General features: G+C 64.7%; 17 protein-coding genes and 1 pseudogene. 5 read left to right on the forward strand and 13 right to left on the reverse strand.

Annotation, left to right across the window (positions count from 1 at the left end; genetic code table 11):
- Positions 1-669: 669 nt before the first annotated feature.
- From IVA79_RS19020 to IVA79_RS19040, 5 genes are all read right to left on the reverse strand, one after another.
- Complete coding sequence (locus IVA79_RS19020) at positions 670-975, reverse strand: hypothetical protein (protein ID WP_247555415.1); 306 nt, start codon at positions 973-975, stop codon at positions 670-672.
- Between the two features lie 111 nt (positions 976-1,086).
- Positions 1,087-2,733 (reverse strand): GMC family oxidoreductase N-terminal domain-containing protein, encoded by a 1,647-nt coding sequence (locus IVA79_RS19025; RefSeq protein WP_247555417.1) that lies wholly within the window; start codon positions 2,731-2,733, stop codon positions 1,087-1,089.
- Positions 2,734-2,749: 16 nt separating this feature from the next.
- The gene (locus IVA79_RS19030) at positions 2,750-3,343 is read right to left on the reverse strand and encodes a GNAT family protein (RefSeq protein ID WP_247555419.1); all 594 of its coding nucleotides are present in this window, start codon (positions 3,341-3,343) and stop codon (positions 2,750-2,752) included.
- A 201-nt stretch (positions 3,344-3,544) separates the two neighbouring features.
- On the reverse strand, positions 3,545-4,471 hold the full coding sequence (locus tag IVA79_RS19035; RefSeq protein WP_247555420.1) for an SMP-30/gluconolactonase/LRE family protein: 927 nt from the start codon (positions 4,469-4,471) through the stop codon (positions 3,545-3,547).
- A gap of 134 nt (positions 4,472-4,605) precedes the next feature.
- Positions 4,606-5,439 (reverse strand): AraC family transcriptional regulator, encoded by an 834-nt coding sequence (locus tag IVA79_RS19040; protein ID WP_247555423.1) that lies wholly within the window; start codon positions 5,437-5,439, stop codon positions 4,606-4,608.
- Between the two features lie 176 nt (positions 5,440-5,615).
- Between IVA79_RS19040 and IVA79_RS19045 the strand changes: the two genes are divergently transcribed.
- Positions 5,616-6,719, forward strand: coding sequence for a mandelate racemase/muconate lactonizing enzyme family protein (locus IVA79_RS19045; RefSeq protein WP_247555426.1), 1,104 nt, complete (start codon positions 5,616-5,618; stop codon positions 6,717-6,719).
- Positions 6,720-6,728: 9 nt separating this feature from the next.
- Here the strand turns inward: IVA79_RS19045 and IVA79_RS19050 are convergent, their stop codons facing one another.
- Positions 6,729-7,085, reverse strand: a complete 357-nt coding sequence (locus IVA79_RS19050) for a hypothetical protein (protein WP_247555429.1) — start codon at positions 7,083-7,085, stop codon at positions 6,729-6,731.
- A gap of 186 nt (positions 7,086-7,271) precedes the next feature.
- On the opposite strand from IVA79_RS19050, the gene IVA79_RS19055 reads away from it, so the two are divergent.
- The gene (locus IVA79_RS19055; protein WP_247555431.1) at positions 7,272-7,496 is read left to right on the forward strand and encodes a hypothetical protein; all 225 of its coding nucleotides are present in this window, start codon (positions 7,272-7,274) and stop codon (positions 7,494-7,496) included.
- Between the two features lie 281 nt (positions 7,497-7,777).
- Here the strand turns inward: IVA79_RS19055 and IVA79_RS19060 are convergent, their stop codons facing one another.
- Positions 7,778-8,434: a glutathione S-transferase family protein gene (locus tag IVA79_RS19060; RefSeq protein WP_247555433.1), complete on the reverse strand. Its 657-nt coding sequence runs from the start codon at positions 8,432-8,434 to the stop codon at positions 7,778-7,780.
- Positions 8,435-8,593: 159 nt separating this feature from the next.
- Here IVA79_RS19060 and phaZ point away from each other — a divergent pair, with 159 nt between their 5' ends.
- Complete coding sequence (gene phaZ, locus IVA79_RS19065) at positions 8,594-9,817, forward strand: polyhydroxyalkanoate depolymerase (RefSeq protein ID WP_247555435.1); 1,224 nt, start codon at positions 8,594-8,596, stop codon at positions 9,815-9,817.
- 3 nt (positions 9,818-9,820) lie between these two features.
- Here the strand turns inward: phaZ and IVA79_RS19070 are convergent, their stop codons facing one another.
- The 3 genes from IVA79_RS19070 to IVA79_RS19080 form a co-directional block, all read right to left on the reverse strand.
- Positions 9,821-13,195, reverse strand: coding sequence for an adenylate/guanylate cyclase domain-containing protein (locus IVA79_RS19070; protein ID WP_247555437.1), 3,375 nt, complete (start codon positions 13,193-13,195; stop codon positions 9,821-9,823).
- A 308-nt stretch (positions 13,196-13,503) separates the two neighbouring features.
- Positions 13,504-14,007: a hypothetical protein gene (locus IVA79_RS19075; RefSeq protein ID WP_247555438.1), complete on the reverse strand. Its 504-nt coding sequence runs from the start codon at positions 14,005-14,007 to the stop codon at positions 13,504-13,506.
- 422 nt (positions 14,008-14,429) lie between these two features.
- Positions 14,430-15,365: an NAD(P)H-binding protein gene (locus tag IVA79_RS19080; protein ID WP_247555440.1), complete on the reverse strand. Its 936-nt coding sequence runs from the start codon at positions 15,363-15,365 to the stop codon at positions 14,430-14,432.
- 102 nt (positions 15,366-15,467) lie between these two features.
- Here IVA79_RS19080 and IVA79_RS19085 point away from each other — a divergent pair, with 102 nt between their 5' ends.
- Positions 15,468-16,097: a TetR/AcrR family transcriptional regulator gene (locus IVA79_RS19085; RefSeq protein ID WP_247555442.1), complete on the forward strand. Its 630-nt coding sequence runs from the start codon at positions 15,468-15,470 to the stop codon at positions 16,095-16,097.
- Positions 16,098-16,169: 72 nt separating this feature from the next.
- Here the strand turns inward: IVA79_RS19085 and IVA79_RS19090 are convergent, their stop codons facing one another.
- Positions 16,170-17,096: a glyoxylate/hydroxypyruvate reductase A gene (locus IVA79_RS19090; RefSeq protein WP_247555444.1), complete on the reverse strand. Its 927-nt coding sequence runs from the start codon at positions 17,094-17,096 to the stop codon at positions 16,170-16,172.
- 7 nt (positions 17,097-17,103) lie between these two features.
- Entirely contained in the window at positions 17,104-18,432 is a 1,329-nt protein-coding gene (locus IVA79_RS19095; RefSeq protein WP_247555445.1) for an FAD-binding oxidoreductase, read from the reverse strand.
- Positions 18,433-18,738: 306 nt separating this feature from the next.
- On the opposite strand from IVA79_RS19095, the pseudogene IVA79_RS19100 reads away from it, so the two are divergent.
- Positions 18,739-19,035 (forward strand): annotated as a pseudogene (locus tag IVA79_RS19100) (hybrid sensor histidine kinase/response regulator); the annotation flags it as partial.
- Positions 19,036-19,045: 10 nt separating this feature from the next.
- On the opposite strand, the gene IVA79_RS19105 reads toward IVA79_RS19100, so the two are convergent.
- Entirely contained in the window at positions 19,046-20,071 is a 1,026-nt protein-coding gene (locus tag IVA79_RS19105) for an AraC family transcriptional regulator (RefSeq protein WP_247555448.1), read from the reverse strand.
- Between the last annotated feature and the right edge of the window lie 85 nt (positions 20,072-20,156).

A 20,156-nucleotide genomic window follows, 5' to 3' on the forward strand; every position in this document is an offset into this window, starting at 1 on the left:
AAGAACCGCACAGCAGCATACAGGTGGTGCCGATCACTCGGCCTTCCCTGCGCGATGGTCGGACGGCTTATGCCGTGCTCTCCCGGGAGCCGAACTTTCCTTCTGGCCTCCCTCGCCGTTCGAATTGACGATGCCGTCCACCCGGTTGGGCTCGCGCGCATCTTCGATCCGGCTTGACCGTGGCAACGACGGCCAGGACCACACGGTTTTGCCGTACGCGCGTTCGCTGGTCACCACATTATCTCCCGGCCTTGTCGACGTTGCCGGAAGAACATGGCGAGACGAACTGAACAGCGCCGCTCGTCCGCACGCGGGTGTCAGGCTCACAGGGACTACCTGCCCTGCCCGCCCCATCTCGTGCCGACGCTGCCGCGTCCACCGCAACCCGGCCCGCGTTTCGAACGACTCGCGAACCGCCCCTCTTCGTCGGGCCGGGCTGTGTCGATCTATGCCGCAATTCCGAATTTCGGTAAAGTGGAATATTTTTGCGGAGAGGGATTGACGGGAAGCGAAACAGCAAGCTTCGTAGGGTGGGCAAAGGCGCATTTGCGCCGTGCCCACCACCTCTACAATACTGCAACAGAAGCGTGGGCACGCTCCGCTTTGCCCACCCTACGATACTGCGCTTTGCGCCGCCTGCTAGCTAACCCCACCCCTACCCAGATCGTCTCACGGTACACCGAGGACGTCCTCCAAAGCACTTTCGACCTCGGTCACAAACCGCTCGTAGGCGGCATGATCTCCGCCTTTCTCGGCTATCCGCTCGGTCTGCCAAGACAGGAAGGAAGGCAAATACCAGAGCAAGGACACCAAACGCTTTGGTACCAGATCTTCATCGCCGATCTCGATCGCGCGCAAAACCGCAAGCACCGCTTGTCCTCGAACGGCATCGTAATTGCCATTGCGGACGCGATCGAAGAAGCCATCCGCATTCCACTCGGCTTCCAGTTGCTCGACGATCGCGGCGAAGATCATTGGCTGGTCCCATGAACAAGTAAAATCTGACTCGCGGAGAGTCCCCCCTCACCCGGGTCGCATCTTCGATGCGATCCGGCCTCTCCCCGCAAGCGGGGAGAGGCGAAGCCCTCACGCCACCGCCGTGTCCGGAATCCTTGCGGCTTCCATCGGCTGCTTGCCGCGGATGAGATCCGAGGCGCGGTCGGCGATCATCATGGTGGAGGCGTTGAGGTTTGCCGAGATCATGCGCGGCATCACGGAGGCGTCGATCACGCGCAGACCTTCGAGGCCGTGGACGCGGAGGTGGTCGTCGACCACTGCCCAGGTGCTGTCCGCCGGGCCCATGCGGCAGGTGCAGCCGGGGTGGAAGGTGGTGGTGCCGCGCTCGGTGGCGGCCTGCAAGAATTCGTCGTCGGTATTGACGTTGGGGCCGGGGAAATCCTCGTAGGCGTAATAGGGCGACAGCGGTGCAGATTTCAGCAAGCGGCGCGCGAGCTTCATGCCGCCGACGATGACGCGGCGGTCGAGCTCGGCGTCGAGGTAGTTGGTCTGGATGATCGGCGGCGCGAACGGATCAGAAGAGCGGATGCGGACATAGCCGCGGCTCTCGGGGCGCTGCTGCCAGGACGCTACCGTCATGCCGGGCTCGTCCTCGAGCTGGCCCTGCACGCCTTCCTTGTAGCTCGCCGGCGTGAAGGTGAGCTGCAGGTCGGAGCTCTCGGCGCTCTCGCCGGAGTGCCAGAAGCAATAGACCATGGTCGGCGACAGCGAGAGCAGACCGCGGCGCGCGGTGGCCCATTTCAGCGCCTCGATCCACAGCGAGAAGCCGCGGCGAAGCTCGTTGATGGTCTTGATGTCCTTGACCCGGGCCACCGTGCGCGGGGCGTAATGGTCCTGCAGGCCCTCGCCGACCGGCAGCGCGTGACGCACGGCGATGCCGTGCTGCTGCAGCAGATCCGGCGAGCCGATGCCGGAGAGCTGCAACAGCTGCGGCGAATTATAGGTGCCGCCGGAGAGGATCACTTCCTTGTTGGCGCGCACTTCGACGGGATGGCCGCCGCGGCCGCCCTTCATGTAGCGCACGCCGACGGCGCGCTTGCCCTCGAAGATGATCTCGGTCGCATGCGCGTGGGTGTGCACATGCACATTGGGTCGCTTCATCGCGGGCTTGAGGAACGCGGTCGCGCCGGAGACGCGCAAGCCGTTGTTGATGGTGCGCTGGCAGTAGGAGACGCCTTCCTGGGTCTTGCCGTTGTAATCGGGGTTGCGGGGAATGCCGAGCGAGACCGCGCCTTCCATGAAGGCTTCGCAAAGCGGATCGCGCCACTCCATCGTGGTGACGGTGAGACTGCCCTCGCGCCCGCGATAGGTGTCCTCGCCCTCGCCCACGCGTTTCTCCAGCCGGCGGAAGTACGGCAGCACGTCGGCATAGCCCCAGCCGCGATTGCCCATCTGCGCCCAGGTGTCGAAGTCCATGCGCTGGCCGCGATTGTAGATGTGGCCGTTGATCGAGGACGAGCCGCCGAGCGTCTTGCCGCGCGGTGCGTAGATGCTGCGCCCGCCGGTCCAGGGCCCCGGCTCCTGCTGGTAGGCCCAGTTGATGCTCTTCATGTGGAAGGTCTTGATGAACCCTGCCGGCAGATGGATGTAGGGATGCCAGTCGGAAGGGCCAGCCTCGAGCACGCAGACGCTGGTGTTGGGGTCTTCGCTGAGCCGGCTGGTGAGCACGCAACCGGCGGAGCCCGCGCCGACGATCACATAATCAAATCTATCCATGGTGCCTCGGCCGCCTCTAGCGCGGCTTGTCGTTGAGTTGATATTCGAGATGCGTCTTCACCGTCGGCCACTCGGCGGCGGTGATGCTGTAGACCACGGTGTCGCGCAAGCTGCCGTTCGGCGCGATCTGGTGGCTGCGCAAAATGCCGTCCTGCTTGGCGCCCAGGCGTTCGATGGCGCGGCGGCTCTGGTGGTTGAAGAAGTGCGTGCGGAATTCGACCGCGATGCAGTTTAGCGTCTCGAAGGCGTGCCGCAGCAGCAGGAGCTTGCACTGCGTGTTGAGCGGGCCGCGCTGCGCGCTCTTACCGTACCAGGTCGAGCCGATCTCGACGCGGCGGTTGGCGGCATCGATGTTCATGTAGGTCGTCATGCCGACGATGTTGCCGCCGGCGTCGAACACGGTGAACGGCAGCATCGAGCCCGCGGCCTGCAGGCCCAAGCGGCGGTCGATCTCCTTGCCCATGTTCTCCGGCAGCGGGATCGCCGTGTACCAGAGCTTTGACAGCTCGCCGTCCTTGACGGCCTCGACCAGCCCCGCGCGATGATCATGCGACAGCGGCTCGAGACGAGCGTGCTGTCCACGCAGGGTGATGGGATCAGGCCAGGGCATTGAAGTCTCTCTCCGTTGTCATTGCGAGCGAAGCGAAGCAATCCAGACTGCCATATCCTCATCCTGAGGAGCGCGTCTTCACGCGTCTCGAAGGATGAAGGCCCGGCTGGCGGCCTCGCCGTTCGAGACGCGCGCGAAGGGCGCGCTCCTCAGGGTGAGGGTCTGGGAGTTGCCTCGCCTCCCGCACAATGACGGCTTGGCTCACTTGTTCAAAAAGTTCAACGGCAATCCACCGCGCGGCCAGTCCATGGCGACCAGCTCGCCCTTGCCCGATAGTGTGATGTAGGCCGTCTTCAGCTCGGGGCCGCCGAAGGCGATGTTGGTGGTGACGCGGTCGCCGGTCGGGACCTGCTCGACCAGGGTACCGTCGGGCGCGATCACCGAGATGCAGCCGGAAACGAGGGTGGCGACGCAGACATTGCCGCCGGCCTCGACCGCGAGCGAGTCGAACATCTGGTAGCCGCCGAGGCCGCAGATCGGCTTGCCGCGCTCGCCGCGATAGATCGGATCGCGCGGCTTGAGCGTGCCGGGCGCGGAGAGCTCGTAAGCCCAGAGCCGGCCGGTCGGTGTCTCCGCGATGTAGACGGTGCTCTCGTCCGGCGACAGCCCGATGCCGTTGGCCGGCAGCACGCCGTGCACGATCTCGACCAGCTCGGTCATGCCGGGCTTGAGATAGTACATGCCGCCGACGTCCATCTCGCGGGCGCGGCGCTTGCCGAGATCGGAGAACCAGAGGCCGCCCTGCTTGTCGAAGACGAGATCGTTCGGCCCGCGCAGATCGTGCGCCCCGCACTTGGTTACGACGGTCTCGACCTTGCCGGATTGCAGGTCGACGCGCTGGATCGAGCCGCCGAGATAATCGTGGGGCTGCGGACCCGGCATGATCATGTTGCGGGTCGGGATCCAGGAGAAGCCGCCATTGTTGCAGACGTAGATCTTGCCGTCGGGGCCGAGCGCGGCGCCGTTCGGGCCGCCCGGGATTTTCGCGACGATCTCCTTGCGGCCGTCGGGGTAAACGCGGGTCAGGCGCTGGCCGCGGATTTCCACCAGCACCACCGAGCCGTCCGGCATCACGACCGGCCCTTCGGGAAATTCAAGGTCGGTGGCGAGAACGCGGACGTCAGGCATTGTGGGACCCTCCCGGCTGCTTGTTATGACTTGCACGGGATGTCCGGCACGGGCCCCGCAGGCAAGATTTGCCTGCGGTTATGACAAAGTCGCCGGGGCTTGCCAAGCAAGGCGGACGGTATGCCAGCGTTGCGCTACTCCTTCACCGGCACCCAGATCTCGAAGCCGCCGTTTTCGGTCGCCGGATCGAACTTTTCGTCATAGCGCTCGAAGTTCGGCGCGTCCGCAGCCTTCAGGCCGGAGGCCGGCAGCCACTGATTCCAGATCGTGTTGACGGTGCGGCGGATCGAGGCGACGTGATCGGTGTGGGTGAAGACGGCATAGCGCTGCTCGGGGATGCGGATGCGACCGAAGCGGCGCGGCAGGTCGGAGAAATCGGCGACCTCGACGCCGGCGATGTAGTCGAAATTGCCGGCATCATCGCCGTTGCAGCAAACACCATAGGCGACGTTCCCGACCCGTGCAGGAATGTCGGCGACGTCCTGATGGAAGCGCTGCCACAGGCCGGGGATCATGGCACCGTTGTCGCAGGCAATGCGCTCGCCGGGACCGGCGATGAGGAAGGCCTTTGCGGTCTCGAACCGCGGCGGGGCAAGATGGTCGAGCATGGTGGAGTCCATGAGGATCGGCTCCTGAAGCTTGAGGTGGCTGACGCACGTTGCCGCCCTCACCGCTTCGGGCGTGGTGCCGAACTGGTCGCGGAACGCGCGGGTGAATGCTTCGTGCGAGCCGTAATCCGCCTCCAGCGCCAGCGACAGGATGTCGGGCGCACCGTTTGCAAGACTGCGCGCAGCTTCCGTCAGCCGCCGGGCCCGCACGTAGCGCATCACCGGCAAGCCAGTGGCCGCGGCAAACGCGCGCACGATGTGGAACCGCGACACGCCCGATATGTCCGCGATCTCGTCGAGCGTCATCGGCTCGGCCAGATGGCTCTCGATATACCAGAGCGCGCGCTGGGCGGGGTTCATGGCGATCTGGGCCCTCGTTCGAAGCGCCGCGATGGTGCGCCGGTCACGCCCGCTTCGCTTGATCGGCGTTGCTGTCCCCTATGAGAATAGTCCCGGAATGGGCACTGGCAACGTCCTCGCGGCCGTGACTACACTGCATCAAACCGCTCTTCAGAAAGCATGGGAGGAACCGCGCCATGGAAATCACCGATGTGCGGGCGCACCATATTCGCATCCCCTACGACGCCGGCGTTGCGAGCTTCCGCCAGGGCGCGTCCGCGATCACGGCCCTCGACATGGTGCTGGTCGAGGTCTTGACCGATGCCGGGCTGACCGGCTGGGGCGACGCCTTCGCCTATGTCTGCCCGCGCACCACGCGCAGTGCCGTCGAGGAGATGATCGCGCCGCAGGCCCGCGGGCTGAAGGTGCCCGATGCGGCCGGCATTCCCGCCGTCATGGAGCAGATCCAGCGCAATTTGCATCTGTTCGGCCGCTACGGCATCACCATGTTCGCGATCTCCGGCCTCGACATCGCGCTGTGGGACCTTGCTGCCAAGATCGAGGGCGTGCCGGTGCATCGCCTGCTCGGCGAGACCCGGCGCACAGCCATTCCAGCCTACGCAAGCCTGTTGCGGATCGGCTCGCCCGAGAACATTGCGGCCGAATGCAGGAAGGCGCTCGAGCTCGGCTATGGCGCGATCAAGCTGCACGAGACCACGCAGCCTGCGGTATTCGCCGCGCGGGAGGCGATCGGCCCCGACATTCCGCTGATGGTCGACATGAATTGCCCGCTCACGGCCGAGCAGGCGATCGCGTTCGCGACGACGTGCCGGGACGCGCGGCCGATGTTTCTGGAGGAGCCGGTGTGGCCGCCGGAGGATTTTGCAGGGCTCGCCGAGGTCCGCAGCAAAGGCGGGCTCGACATCGCCGCCGGCGAGAATGCCTGCACCGAATATCAATTTCGCCAGATGATGCAGGCGGGCGCGGTGAGCCACGCCCAGCCGTCGGTAACCAAGGTCGGCGGCATCACGGAATTTGTGAAGGTCGCAGCGCTGGCCGATCAGCTCGGCGTCAAGATCGTGCCGCACTCCCCGTATTTCGGTCCGGGCCTGCTCGCGACACTGCATCTCCTGGCGACGCGCGACGACGGGCTCGTCGAGATGTTCTACCTGAAGCGCGAAGCGTGCCTGTGGGGCGGCCGCGCGGATAGCGATGCCACCGGCCATGTCGCGGTGCCCTCGGGACCCGGGCTCGGCTACGAGCCCGATCGTGGCGTGATGGAGCGATATCGCGTGAGGTGACCGGCGGGCTTATTTCGCAGCGTCCTTTGCCGGCGGCGCGTCCTGCTTCTTCTTCAGATCCTCGGCCGTCTTCGCTTGCACGGCCTGGAGATCGAGAAGCGTCTTCTGCAAGCCGGCAAGGCTCGTCTTCAACGCGTCGATCTGGCGACCCGCCGCATCCAGCTTCTGCTGGTGATCGAGGTTGAGCTTGGTGATCGTCTTCTGCAGGAAGTCGACATTGCTCTGCAGGCAGCTGGTGCGCCGCTCCATGGTCTTCTCGACCGTGCAGATCTCGATCCCCGGCACGTCCTGCGCGTGCACAGGCGCATTCGCCAGCGTTGCGAGCAGCAATATCGCGAAACAAATGCCGGCGTTTCGAAGCAGCATGAAAAGTTCCTCGCCCGATCGATCACGTCAATGTGCACTGTTTGCGCAGAGCTACCCAAGGCTACCACACTGGTACCGCATTCTCGCGTTGAGCTTGCGCCTGTTCCCCCGGGACGGGGAGCAGTGAACCGCACGCGGAAGAAGTGGGCGCTCTGTCCGCGGCTTTGTTTAGGGGAGATTTTTGGAATGGCAACGCGCGATAGACGACTGGCAGAATTCGATGGCGCCGGAGAACCACCGCCGGGCCTGGCGCTCGAAGTGCTGTGCGAGGACCACAGCGGAACATACCAATTGCCGTTCGCCTGCCGCTATGTCGAGGGACGCTGGCAGAACCACGAGGCCGGCATCGCGGTCGAAGCCACTGTGATCGGCTGGCGCCTGCCGCGCGCGAGGCAGCGCGGGGCCGCCTGAAGCCGACATCTGTTCCAAAATGCAACGGCGCCGCGCTCCGCCTTAACCAACGGAACGCGGCCCGAACGAATCACGTCCGAATCAGCGGAAAGGCCGTGTACGCAGCTGTTCACGGCTAGATCTCGGGTGCAGCTGTGCGGGCGCGCACAATATCTGTGCGGCGCGGCGAGCGACATCGACCTCGCACAGGCGCCAAAGGTTAATCCCGACAAGGGCATAGCTCTCGCAGGCAGCCGCGACCGGTCCCGCCCCCGAAACAGGCAAAGCCGCGCCATGGCTGCTTAATATTCGACCTCGAGCTCCTCGATCTCGGCCGGCTCCTCCTTTGCTGCCGCGATCCATTCGGCCATCTCGGGCATCGCCATGATGGTGTCGGCATAGGCCTTCAGCAGCGGCTCCAGCTTGACGTCATAGGTGACGAAGCGCGTCACCACCGGCGCGTACATCGCATCCGCCATGGTGCGCTGCGCGCCGAACAGGAACGGGCCGCCGGATGTCGCCAGGCAGTCGCGCCAGATCGACCAGACGCGGTCGATGTCGGCCTGCGCGCGCGACCAGATCTTGAAGCCGGGGAAACGTCCCTTCAGATTCACCGGCAGCGAGGCACGCAACGTGGTGAAGCCGGAATGGATTTCGCCCGAGATCGAGCGGCAATGGGCGCGCTGCACGCGATCATCAGGCAGCAGGCCGGCTGACGGCATCACCTCATTGAGATATTCGCCGATCGCCAGCGTATCCCAGACCACAGCGCCCTCATGCCGCAGGCACGGCACCAGGATCGAGGACGACAGCAAAAGGATTTCGGCGCGCGCCGAGGCATCGTCCGGCGCGGTGACGATTTCCTCGAAATCGAGCCCGGAGAATTTCGCCAGCAGCCAGCCGCGCAGCGACCAGGACGAATAGTTCTTGCTGCTGATGGTCAGTGTCGCCTTTGCCATATGGCCCTTCCCTGATCCCGCCCGCCGGGCCGCGGACGCGGCCGTGCGCTCTGCTTGCTGTGACGTGAACAGCAAGCGACGTGCCAATTTTGGCGGCCGGGCCGGCCGCCGATTGGCGTCGTTATTGCATAGCCGCACGGAAGGGGTGGGCGTATCAGTATGATGTCGATGTATTATCAGGCCTTTCAGAACCACATGGACCTGACTGCGCCGTGGCGCGCGGGCGCTTCGTCCGCGCTCAAATTCCTCAATCTGGTACCGCAGGGCCTGTCGGATCAGATCGTCGGCCGGCTGTCGGCGGCGCTGGAGCTGATCTCGCGCTCCACCCTCACCTATCACCGTCCCGCCTACGGCATCGACAGCGTCATGGTCGGAAATCGGGAAGTCGCCGTCACCGAGGAGATCGCCTACGCGACGCCGTTCGGCTCTCTGCTGCACTTCAGGAAAGACGGTGTGTCGGAGCAGCCGCGCATGCTGCTGGTGGCGCCGATGTCCGGCCATTTCGCGACGCTCTTGCGCGGCACGGTGCAGACGCTGCTGCAGGACCACGACGTCTACATCACCGACTGGCACAATCCGCGTGACATTCCGCGCAGCGAGGGCCGCTTCGGGCTCGACGACTACACCGAGCATCTGATCGATTTCCTGGGGCAGCTCGGCCCGCGCCCGCACATGGTCGCGATCTGCCAGCCATCGGTCTCCGCGCTCGCGGCGGCCGCGATCATGTGCGAGGACAACCATCCCTCGCGCCCGGCGACGCTGACGCTGATGGCGGGGCCGATCGACACGCGGATCCAGCCGACCAGGGTCAACGACTTCGCCAAGAGCAAGCCGATCGAATGGTTCGAGCAGAACCTGATCAACTACGTGCCGGTGCAGTGCCGCGGCGCGCTGCGCAAGGTCTATCCCGGCTTCGTGCAGCTCACCGCCTTCGTCTCGATGAATCTCGAGCGCCACATCAAGCAGCACATGGACCTCGCCCACCACATCGCCAAGGGCGAGAAGGACAAGGCCGCGACCATCAAGACCTTCTACGACGAATATTTCGCGGTGATGGACCTTCCGGCCGAGTTCTACATCGAGACCGTGCGCGACGTGTTCCAGGAGCACCTCCTGCCGCAAGGCAGATTGATGCATCGCGGCCGTCCCGTGAACACCAGGGCCGTCAGTCGCATGGGCCTGATGACGGTGGAGGGCGAGAAGGACGACATCTGCTCGATCGGCCAGACGCTGGCGGCACAAGACCTCTGCACCGGGGTACGCGCCTATCGGCGCGTCCACCACATGCAGGCCGGCGTCGGCCATTACGGCGTGTTCTCAGGCAGGCGCTGGAACAACGAGATCTACCCGCTGCTGCGGGATTTCGTGCACGTCAATTCGTGACCGTCATCCGCTGCCCCCAAACGTCCGGCCAGGGGAAGCGTCACGTGCCTCATGCGATTGCGTGAGCAGCTCTTTGGCTTCAACGAACTCCGGAAGGTTTTGCTCCGCCACGAATTCAGCGAGCACGGGAGCGAGCAGCTCGGATATCGCACCCGCTCGGTCATTTGACTTGTGCAGCCGTGCAAGTTCAAGCGCGCTGCGGAGCTCGAAAGTCCTGGCCTGCTGGTGTCCCGCGATTTCCAGCGCTCGCCTGAAGGCGTCTTCGGCACTCGATTCGTCCGAAGGATCATGGCGCGACAAGAGTTTACCGCGGACACGATGCAGCTCGGCATCAAGCCAATGCTGGCCGGATTGTCCCGTCCAGGCGATCAATTCGCTCAAGATGTCCAGCCCGGTCTCGACTTGGCCCACCTCTGCATTCGCCACGGCGACATGCATTCCCCAAAACGGTTCGCAGAGGTAGCAATCGTTCTCGTGCAGCAAGGTCCAGCCGTGACGCATGTCCGCCAGTCCGGCCCTTTGGTCGCCGGCACGCCACTTGGCGAGGCCATTCAGGTAGGTGCCGGCAGCCACGTACAGCGGCATCGTATGGTCGCGCGCGAGACCGAGCGCCAGGATCGTCTCCGTTTGCTGCAACATGCCCCCGCATACCCCGTCGAACACTGCGCGATGAACCAGCGCATTGGCCTGGGACAGCGCCCGTTTTTCTCCCGGAGCACCCACCGCTTCCGCGGCGAGCTTGCGCGCGCGAGCGGTGCTGCCGAGCGGCCAGAGCACCAGGGCAAGAAATCTCATGATCACGAACGGCAGATCCAGCGCCGAAGCCCTGAAGGTCGCGGGATCCGGCTCGGCATCATAGATCGCCAGCGCCTGCTCGAGATGCGTTCTCGCATTCAAGTAATCGCCCGCGAACCAGCAGGTGACGCCGCCCGTCCAATGGGCAACGACGGCGGCCACCGGCGATTCCGGTCGCCGGTCAGCGGCGCTCCTGATGGCGTCCGCCAGCTCCCGCATCGGAGCGAGTTCGCCGTGCGTCAGGCAAGCATTGAAGAGCCCCGAATGCACCGGCGCAAGTTCAACGGGATCATCGATGTCGCCTGCGAACAGGCGCGCGCGCGTCCATGCCGCGACCGTTTCCGGAGCGCTGTGCCCGAGGCTGCCCCTGAGTGCACGGCCATATGCGATTTGAAGATGCAGCCTGCTCATCATCCGGCGGGGCTCGTCAGGCAACTGATCGGCGATCGCAATGGCCTTGCCGAGATGCGCGATCGCCTCGGAATAGGCCGAGCGTTTCAGCGCCTGCTGCCCCGCCTTGCGCCACCATTCGAGGGCGACCTCGCTCAGCCCCGCTTCAGTGAAGTGGTGCGCAAGGACTTCCGGCTCGGTCTCGGCGAGGACTGGAAACTTCTCGCGCAGGACATCGCCAATTCGCGTGTGAAGCACCTGCCGTTTGCTCTTGAGCAGGCTTTCGTAGGCCGCTTCCTGAACGAGGGCGTGCTTGAAACTATAATTTGCTTCGGGCGGCGCCCCACGACGCAACAACAGTTCGGCCTCTTCAAGTTGTGCCAGCGCAGCGCTCAGGGTCAGATCATCGCGTCCCGCCACGTATTTCAGCAGCGCATACGAGAAGTCGCGGCCGATGGCGGCGCCTATCTGCGCCACCTCCTTGACCGGAGCGAGCCGGTCGAGCCGCGCCATCAGCGAATCCTGCAGCGTCGCGGGAATGGCAAGCGGCGGCAGCGGACTATTCAGGCGGTAGTGCCCGGCATCTTCGACAAGCAGGCCGGACTCCAGCACCATCTTGGTCAACTCCTCGACGAACAGCGGGATGCCATCGGTCTTGTCGATGATCTGCTTCATCATCTCGCGTGGCAGCTGGCGACCGACGACCACCTGTTCCACCAGCGCGCGCGTGTCCTGCCGATCGAGCCGGTCGAGGCGCAACAGACCGACGTTGGCAAGGCCCGACCAGGAGGGCTCGAACTCCGGCCGGGATGTCATGAGCACGAGTATCGGCAGGGCCCTGATCCGATCGACCGCGAGATCGAACAGTTCGAGTGTCGTGGCATCGGCCCAATGCAGATCCTCGCAGATGATCAGCAGAGGCTGATCGCGCGCCAATCCCTCGAGCTGATCGAGAAGCGCGGCAAATGTCTGTCGCCGCTGCTGCGCCGGGCTCAAGCCGAGGGGCGGGCAATGGTCGCCGGACGGAATCGAAAGCAGGCCCGCAATCAGCGGGGTGGCTCGGGCAACCTGCTGGGTTCCCAGCGCCAGCATGGCCTCGAGCTTGTCGAGCTTTTGTTCCGGCGTGTCGTGCGAGCGAATTCCAGCTGCGCGCTCGAGTTGCGCGACAAAGGGATGAAGTGCGCTGTTGGTATGGTAAGGCGAACACTGGTATCGCACCCGACGGTGCGTCCCCAGCGAGGGGCTTTCAGACAGTGTTGCCACAATGCGCGACTTGCCGATGCCCGCTTCGCCGGAAATCAATACGATCTGGCCCAAGCCCCGCCATGCCTCGCGCTGGCGCGAGAGAATGAATTCGATCTCGTCCTTGCGGCCGACAAAGCCGATCGAGCGCGCGGCGCGGACCGCCTCGAAGCGGCTCTCCGATGCGGTCGCTCCGTCCACCGCCCAGACTGCGATGGGGTCGCTTATCCCCTTGACCTCGCGGCGGCCGAGATTGCGGAAGGTGAAGAGATCGCCAAGCAGCCGGCGCGTCGATGAAGCAACAACGACCGCCCCCGGCTCAGCCAGGCTCTGCAGCCGGGCAGCGAGATTTGGCGTATCGCCGATGGTTGCGTGTTCCTCTGATGCATCTCCGCTGATGAGGTCGCCGACCACCACTAGTCCGGTCGCAATTGCGATCCGAAGTCCAACCCGTTCGCCGGCGCCTGTCTTGAGCTGGCGAATCGCAGCGATGATGTCGAGGCCCGCCCGCACTGCGCGCTCCGCATCATCTTCGTGGGCGCGCGGATAACCGAAGTAGACGAGGATTCCGTCACCGACGAACCTGGCTATCCTGCCGTCATAAGCGGCAATGACTCGCGCGCATGCGGCGCGGTAGGCCCGGATCACTTCCCACAGATCCTCGGGATCGAGACGCGCCGAGAGCGCAGTCGATCCAACCAGATCGCAAAACATAACGGTGAGGTGGCGGCGCTCGGCGTCGTGAAGAGGAGCCGGCGAGGCGATCAACGCGGCTGGATCGAGTTCGGCAATGGCACGCAGCATCTTGCGGCGATGACCGAGCAGGACTCCGAGCTTGTCAAAGTCCTCCTCCATCAGTTCGGGGAGGACACCCACGTCGATCCCATTCTGGGCAAAACGCTCCGCGTATTGCCCAAGCCCCAGCTTCTCGAGCCACTCCGCAATCTGCATGGCTCCACCGATCTTGTGGCTGGCAGTTAGCAGAATTTTGGACCACGGCCGCGCGGGGACGATATCCCAACGCGACCATGATGGCACGTCTTGTTTGTCGTGCGAGAACTTAGGTTACTCAGTACCGGTATGGTTCCGATCGGGACACTGCTCGATGCGAACGGCTGCGCTACCAAACATCGCTGGCGCGCAGCGTTGGACAGCAGAGGTTGCGATGAGTCGTCACGGCGCATTCCAGATCTGAAGCCGAACCAACACTTGTGCTCACGTACGATGTCAAGCACACGTTTTCCGTGAGCGCTCGCCCTTCATTGCTCATTGATCGGCGCTTCGTAGTTGCGAGCCATCGTACCCGCCGCAACCTGAAGGGAAGAACCAACCACCCAACAGCCGGCAACGAAGCCTATCAGGCCGTTAGATAGATTTTGATCAAGGACAAGGATGCTGACGGACAGAGTTGCGGCGATCGCCGCGCCGAACGTTCCGGCTGCACTCATGATCTCGGCCGGCTCGGAACCGTTCCATTCTTCCGAGATGCTCGATGTCGGCTTCCGTGCGACATTGCCGGACAAGTCAATTCCGACATAATAACTGAGAGCTCCGTAGAGCATCGTTATCAGCACGATCCAGCCGCTTTCAAACAGTCCGCCTTTCTGACGCAACAGGGTCGCACCTACATAGAGGCCGCAAGAGGCTCCAACGGCTGCCAGCCCAATTCTTTCAAGGATATGGGCCGACTTGATCAGACTGGAACGGGCGATCCGAAGACTGCCGACGTGCCTTGTGAGGGAAAATGCGCTGCTTATCTTCATTGGGGGCTCCTTCTGAGCAATTAGCAGCTTACCGGCCGACCCCGAATGGAAGCTGCCAGGACGCGTTTCTCGATGCCCTTGATTCCAATTTCTGAGAGTCTGTGCTGAGTGACGGGCTGGCTTGCTCGTGAGCAAGACGAGGAGCCAATCCAAAGCTGCGAGCACACGGCTGCGCAGGCATTGCATCTCACCCGCGTTCGTCAATCAGGTCCGGGTGCGGCAATTTCTTGCGAGAGTGGTAGTTCAGAAAGAGAGTGAGGGAGTATGAAGCGGTTCACATACCGCTGTTCCCTGTCGCTCCATCCGCGGATCGAAGTTGCGGCGAATGCGTTCGACGAGAGAATTCCGGGCATCGCCCGCACTGCGAGCGCCGCCGTTGCTCCGTCAGCAGCTGACGTCTGTTCATGAGCTCTGCCCTCCGGTCAGGCCGTTGCGCCCGCGGCCGACGGCGACGGCACCAGTTCGGCACCTCGCTCGCGAACGAATTGCTCGAACGTCTTCGGCTTGGCGCCGCCAATCTTCTCGATAGTGTCCGTCGCACTGAAGCGTGCCGCCTCCGCCGTGGCGCTGGCAGCCCGCAGCGAGCGCCAGAGCGAGGAGAGATGCTCGACCGCATGCGCGTTCCAGCCTCGCCCCAGAGCCTCGCTTTTCCACTGCTCGTCGGTGATCTCCTCGTAGTGAGTGTCCCTGTCGAGAACGCGCGCGAACGTCTCGACGACATCGCGGACGGAGATCACGCTTCCGATCACGGGATAGGCGGCTCCGGCCGCCACCGCAGGCGCCGTCAGCAGGCCGACGGCAATCCGCGAGACATCCTCGGCCGCGATCAGCGGGAGGAGCGTATTCTGATTGCCGAGCGGAAACCGGATGGCTCCCTTCGCAGGCAGGTTCGCCGCGACGAGACGCGCGACGTTTTCATAGAAGACCGTGGCGCGGATATGGGCGGGGCCGACGCCGGCCCACTCGAACACCTGTTCGGACAGATAGTTCTGCCGCATCCGCGGAGTCGGCGCATCAAGCGAGGACTGATACATGACGAGGTTGACGAGGCGGGAGACGCCGTGCCTGCGCGCTGCGAGCGCCATTGCCGCGGTCGCATCCGCCAGTCCGTCCTGGACAGGATAGGCAAAGTAGATCGACGCTACGCCCTGCACGGCCGCATCGACGGATCTCGGATCGAGGAAATCGCCGACGTGGATTTCGGCGCCGAGCGACTGCAGGCGATCGGATCGTTCGTCGAGCTGGCGCACAAAGGCACGCACGCCGACGCCACGTTCGAGCAGCATCTCCGCAACGTGTCTGCCTGTCCGTCCCTGCGTTCCGCCGGCTGCCGAGGTCACGAGAACTGTCTTCGTCATCACAATGATCCTTTACCGTTGCGGGTCACCTTGGTACTGTCCGGTACCTTGCGGACCGAATATGGTACCATATGGTACCAAGTCAAGTGGAAAAATGTGTCGATGAGCGCGAAGAGCAAGCCGTTGGATAATGAGGCGGAAGCGACCGAGATCCGAAAGCGAATCCTTCGCGCGGCCCTTTCGGCCTTCGTGGAGGACGGTTACGCGCAGACCAGTACGCTCGAGATTGCGACCCGCGCCCGCGTTTCGAAGCGAGACCTCTACACCCTGTTCGGCAACAAGGAGGCGATGCTGGTCGCATGCATTTCCGAGCGCGCCGGTCGGCTCCAGGTGCCGCTCGATCTGCCTGCGCTGCGCGACGGCAAGACGCTCGCCGATGTGCTGACCGCTTTTGGAACGAAGCTCTTGACGGAAACGACCGACCCGGTGGTCGTCGCGGTATTCCGGCTGGCGATAGCCGAAACCGTCAACGCGCCCAAGGTTGGGCAAACCCTGGAATCGGCGGCGCGCAAGCCCATTCGCGAAGCATTGCGGACCATCATGGCAAGTGCCGTCTCGGCGCGCCTGCTGACCGGCGAGCCGGAAGCGATGACCGGTACATTCCTGGGCCTGCTATGGGGAGACCTGATGATGGGCCTCATGCTCCAGACCATGGATCGGCCGAGCGCCGCCGACATCGCACGACGGGCGCGCGAGGCGACCACCGTCCTGCTCGAACTTCATGCAGCTTGAGGCGCCGGCTGCTATGTCACATGCCTTGCAACGGGCTCGCCGCCTGCATGGAGGTGCTCCGCCGTCTCGCCCTCAGTAACCGCGGCTGCGATCGACGAGACCCGGCAGGTCCTCGCCGCGGCGGTGACGGTCGATGACGTCGAGCACGAAATCGACGGCGGTGTCGGGCGTCGTCATGCTGGCATTATGCGGCGTCAGCAAAATACGCGGGTGGCTCCAGAACGGATGGCCCGCCGGCAGCGGCTCGGGATCGGAGACGTCGAGCACCGCACCCGACAGCGCGCCGCTGTCGAGCGCCGCAAGGAAATCAGCCTCAATGAGATGCGGGCCGCGGCCCACGTTGACGAGCCCCGCCCCGCGCGGCAAACGCGCGAACAGGTCCGCGTTCAGGATGCCGCGCGTCTCGTCGGTGAGAGGCAACAGGCAGACGAGAATGTCAGCCTGCGCAAGGAATTCGGGCAGCGCTTCCGCGCCCGTGTAGGAGGTGACGCCTTCGATCTCGCGCGGCGAGCGATTCCACCCCGAGAGCGGAAAGCCGAACGCCCCGAGGCGTTCGAGCACGGCCTGGCCAAGTTGGCCCAGCCCCATCACGCCGACGCGCCGGCGCCTGGCGGGCGTGATCCGGATCTCGCGCCAGACCTGCTCCTTCTGCTGATTGATGAAATCGAGGAGGTCACGATGCAGGGCCAGCACGGCCATGGTGACATATTCGACCATGATCTCGGCAATGCCGGGCTCCAGCATGCGGACCAGCGGAATGTGCGTCGGAACCTTCGTGGTATCGAACTGATCGACGCCCGCGCCGACCGAGAACACCAGTTCGAGATTCGGAAACGTCGTCGCGATATCGTCGGGCGGCACCCATGCCACGAGATAGCGGACATCGGCGGGATCCCCGATGTCTGGCCAGAGCCTGAACGGCAATTCGGGCGCACGCTCCGCGAACAAGCGCGCCCACTCGGCGCCGCGGACCATGTTGGCCTTGTAGAGAACCGTCATGGCGCCCTCAGAACGGGCTGACCGGCGCGAGGCGCCGGCCGTCGATCATGCGCTTGTGGCTGTAGGCGGCGGGATCGACCAGCGGCGTCGCGCCGGTCACGATGTCGGCGGCGAGCTTGCCGGCCGCGGGGCCGATGCCAAAGCCATGGCCGGAGAAGCCGGTCGCGAGGAAGAAGCCCGGCAGCGCATCGACTGGCGAGATCACCGGAATCGTGTCGGGCGTGCAATCGATGGTGCCGCCCCAGGCCTCCGCGATTGCGATGCCCTTTAGTTCCGGGTTGGACTTGATCAGCGACGCCAGTGCGGCATTGACCAGCGACATGTCGGGCTCGGGATCGCGCACGCGTTCGGTCTCGAATGGCGACGGCCTGTCAAAGCTCCAGCTGGTGCCGCGCATGATCTGGTCGAAGAAGGACTTGCCGAACGACAGTTTCAGGCCGTTCTTGCGGTGCTGATAGGTCGGCCAGAAGGTGCGCGCATATCGAAACAGATCAGGCGACAATTCGACCGTGCCACGATTGCGCAGCGCCAGCGTAAAGCCGCCGTCGAGGCGGCGGCGGATGCAGTAGAAATCGGTGCCGAGCGCGCCGGAGGTGATCTCCGGTCCCGGCGTGGTCCGGCACGCGGTGGCGTTGACGAGGCCGATCGGCAGCTCGATGCCGTGACGGCGGCAGAACAGCGACGACCATGCGCCACCCGCCAGCAGTACGGATTGCGTGCGAATGGTGCCCTTCTCGGTGACGACAGCGCTGACGCGGCCGCCTTGCGTCTCCAGCCCGCGCGCGGCGCAGCCCTGATGAATGGTGACGCCATGTTTTCGCGCGGCAGCGGCGAGCGCGGGCACAGCCATCGACGGTTCGGCGCGGCCGTCGCTCCGCGTGTGCAGTCCGCCGACCCATTGGTCGGTATTGCCCGGCATGCGCTCGGCGACCTCGGCCGGCGTCAGCACGGTGGAGTGGACCTGCATCTCGCGTGCGACCGCGGCCCAGCGCTCCCAACTTGCGAGCTCGTCCTTGCTCTTGGTCAGGAACAACACGCCGGTGCGACGGAAACCGGCATCGACGCCGGCATCGTTCTGCATGTCCTCCCACAGAAGCAGCGCCTCGCGGGCGAGTGGAATCTCCTCGCGCGCGCGGCCCTGCTGGCGGCACCAGCCCCAATTGCGGCTCGACTGTTCGCCGCCGACATGGCCTTTCTCGACGAGGGCGACCGAATGGCCCTTCTTGGCGAGATGATAGGCCGCGGACACGCCGATCACGCCACCGCCGATGACGACGACGTCTACCTGCGCCGGCAGGGTTTGGTCGCTGGCTATGCGGTTGAGCGGCGGGGACATGGGGCACTCCTGGATTTCAGCTCGAACGAACATGGCTGAACAATGCTGTCAATCGCATGGCCAGTATGCGCGACCTTTTCACTCCGCGCCGCGGCACCAAGCAGTCCGAAGGACGTCCCGACGATCGACGCTGACGCTGCGCCAGACCGATTCGCCCGCAGGTTGAGCTCGCCCGCCGCCTGGTACCACCGCAAATTGCCCGCGACGCCGCCGCGCGGAATCTGTAGCTCACAAGAAGCAGCCGCTGAACCGGGCGGCCGATGCGGTCCGCTTCGGGCGTCTTTGGTGTGCGACCATGAAACTCAGAACGGACGCGAGCTCGCCGAGCAGATGGTGACGGCGCGGCCCTCGTTGCGGGTCTTGTTCACGTCGGGCTACGCCTACGACTCGCTGCACACGCAGGGACGCGCCACGATGGGCGCGCCGCTGTTGAGAAAGCCTTATCGCAAAGCCGAGCTAGCCCGCATGCTGCGCCGCTGCCTCGACACCGCCGTCGATTCCGCCGGCGACGCGATCCCGACGCCCTACTCGGTGCAGGCCGACGTCGAGGGCTTTCTGCGCAGGCAGGCGGCGGAAGACAGGGGTACGCGGTCGCGGAAGTAGGTCTTCCGCCCTAGCTCATCCTTCGCCGCAGCGTGGCTGACGGCGTCTCGCCGAATTTTTCGCGGTAGGCGCCGGCCATGCGGCCGAGATGGGTGAAGCCGAGATCGAAGGCGATCTCGGTGATGGAGGCATCGGGCGTCGCCTGCGCGAGGCGGGTATGGAAAGCAGCCAAGCGCATGTCGAGCAGCATCTGCGAGATCGAGAGGCCGAAGTGACGGCGGAAGCCGAGCTGCAGCGCGCGGATGCCGATGCCGGCGGCGCAAGCGAGCTGCGCAAGGTCGAGCGGCTCGCCGGCATTGTCCGCAAGATGGTCGCGCGCGGCGCGGAGCGCGCGCGGCAGCCGCTCGGCCCGGCCGGAGAATGTCGCGATCGCGTCCGACAGGCCGTGGCGCTGGCCGTTGAGCAGATGATCGAGCAGCAGCTCGCGCCAATCGGCCATCGCGACCGCTGACAGCCTTCCGGAGGCACCGAGGCGCTCGGCGAGCATCATCAGCTCGGCCAGGCTGGTTCGCAGAGCGCGCCCCGACGGCGCGTCCAAGTCGATCACCGGATCGAACTCGACGGTGCCCGATGCCCTGCCCGACAACGCCGCGGCGCGCTGCTCGACCATGCGGCGGTCGACCAGCAGGATCGCCTGCGCACAGTCGCGCCACATCATCCGGGTCGGAATGGTCGGCGACAGCAGCGACGCCGTCCGCTCCGGCGCGGCCTCGAGCTCGGTGACGCCGGCGCGGATGTGGGCTGTACCGGTGAGCGGGATTTGCACCAGGAAGAAACGCTCGAGGCAGCCGGGATCGATGCCGACCGTTCCGCCATAGGCGACATAGTTGATGGAAAAGCCGTCGAAATCGGCGCAATTGTGCCGGGCCGAGAAGCCGGCGGCGCGCGGCTGTGCCGGCTCGAGGTCGTGCGGACAGAAGATGCGCCCGATCTCTTCGGCCGCTTGGTCGACATCGTCGGTGGTGACGCGGGCGAAATCCGCGAGCCGTTCGGCTGCGGACGCCCTTGCATTCATTTCCAGCACGGCTGCGGACATGGTCGACCACGCTTCGCGTCACGGAATTGCTTTAAGCCTATAATAGTTCCCCGGATGCGAAAAGGCCGGCGTCGGCAAAATCGTC

This window comes from Bradyrhizobium sp. 138 (assembly GCF_023074075.1).
Lineage (GTDB): Bacteria > Pseudomonadota > Alphaproteobacteria > Rhizobiales > Xanthobacteraceae > Bradyrhizobium.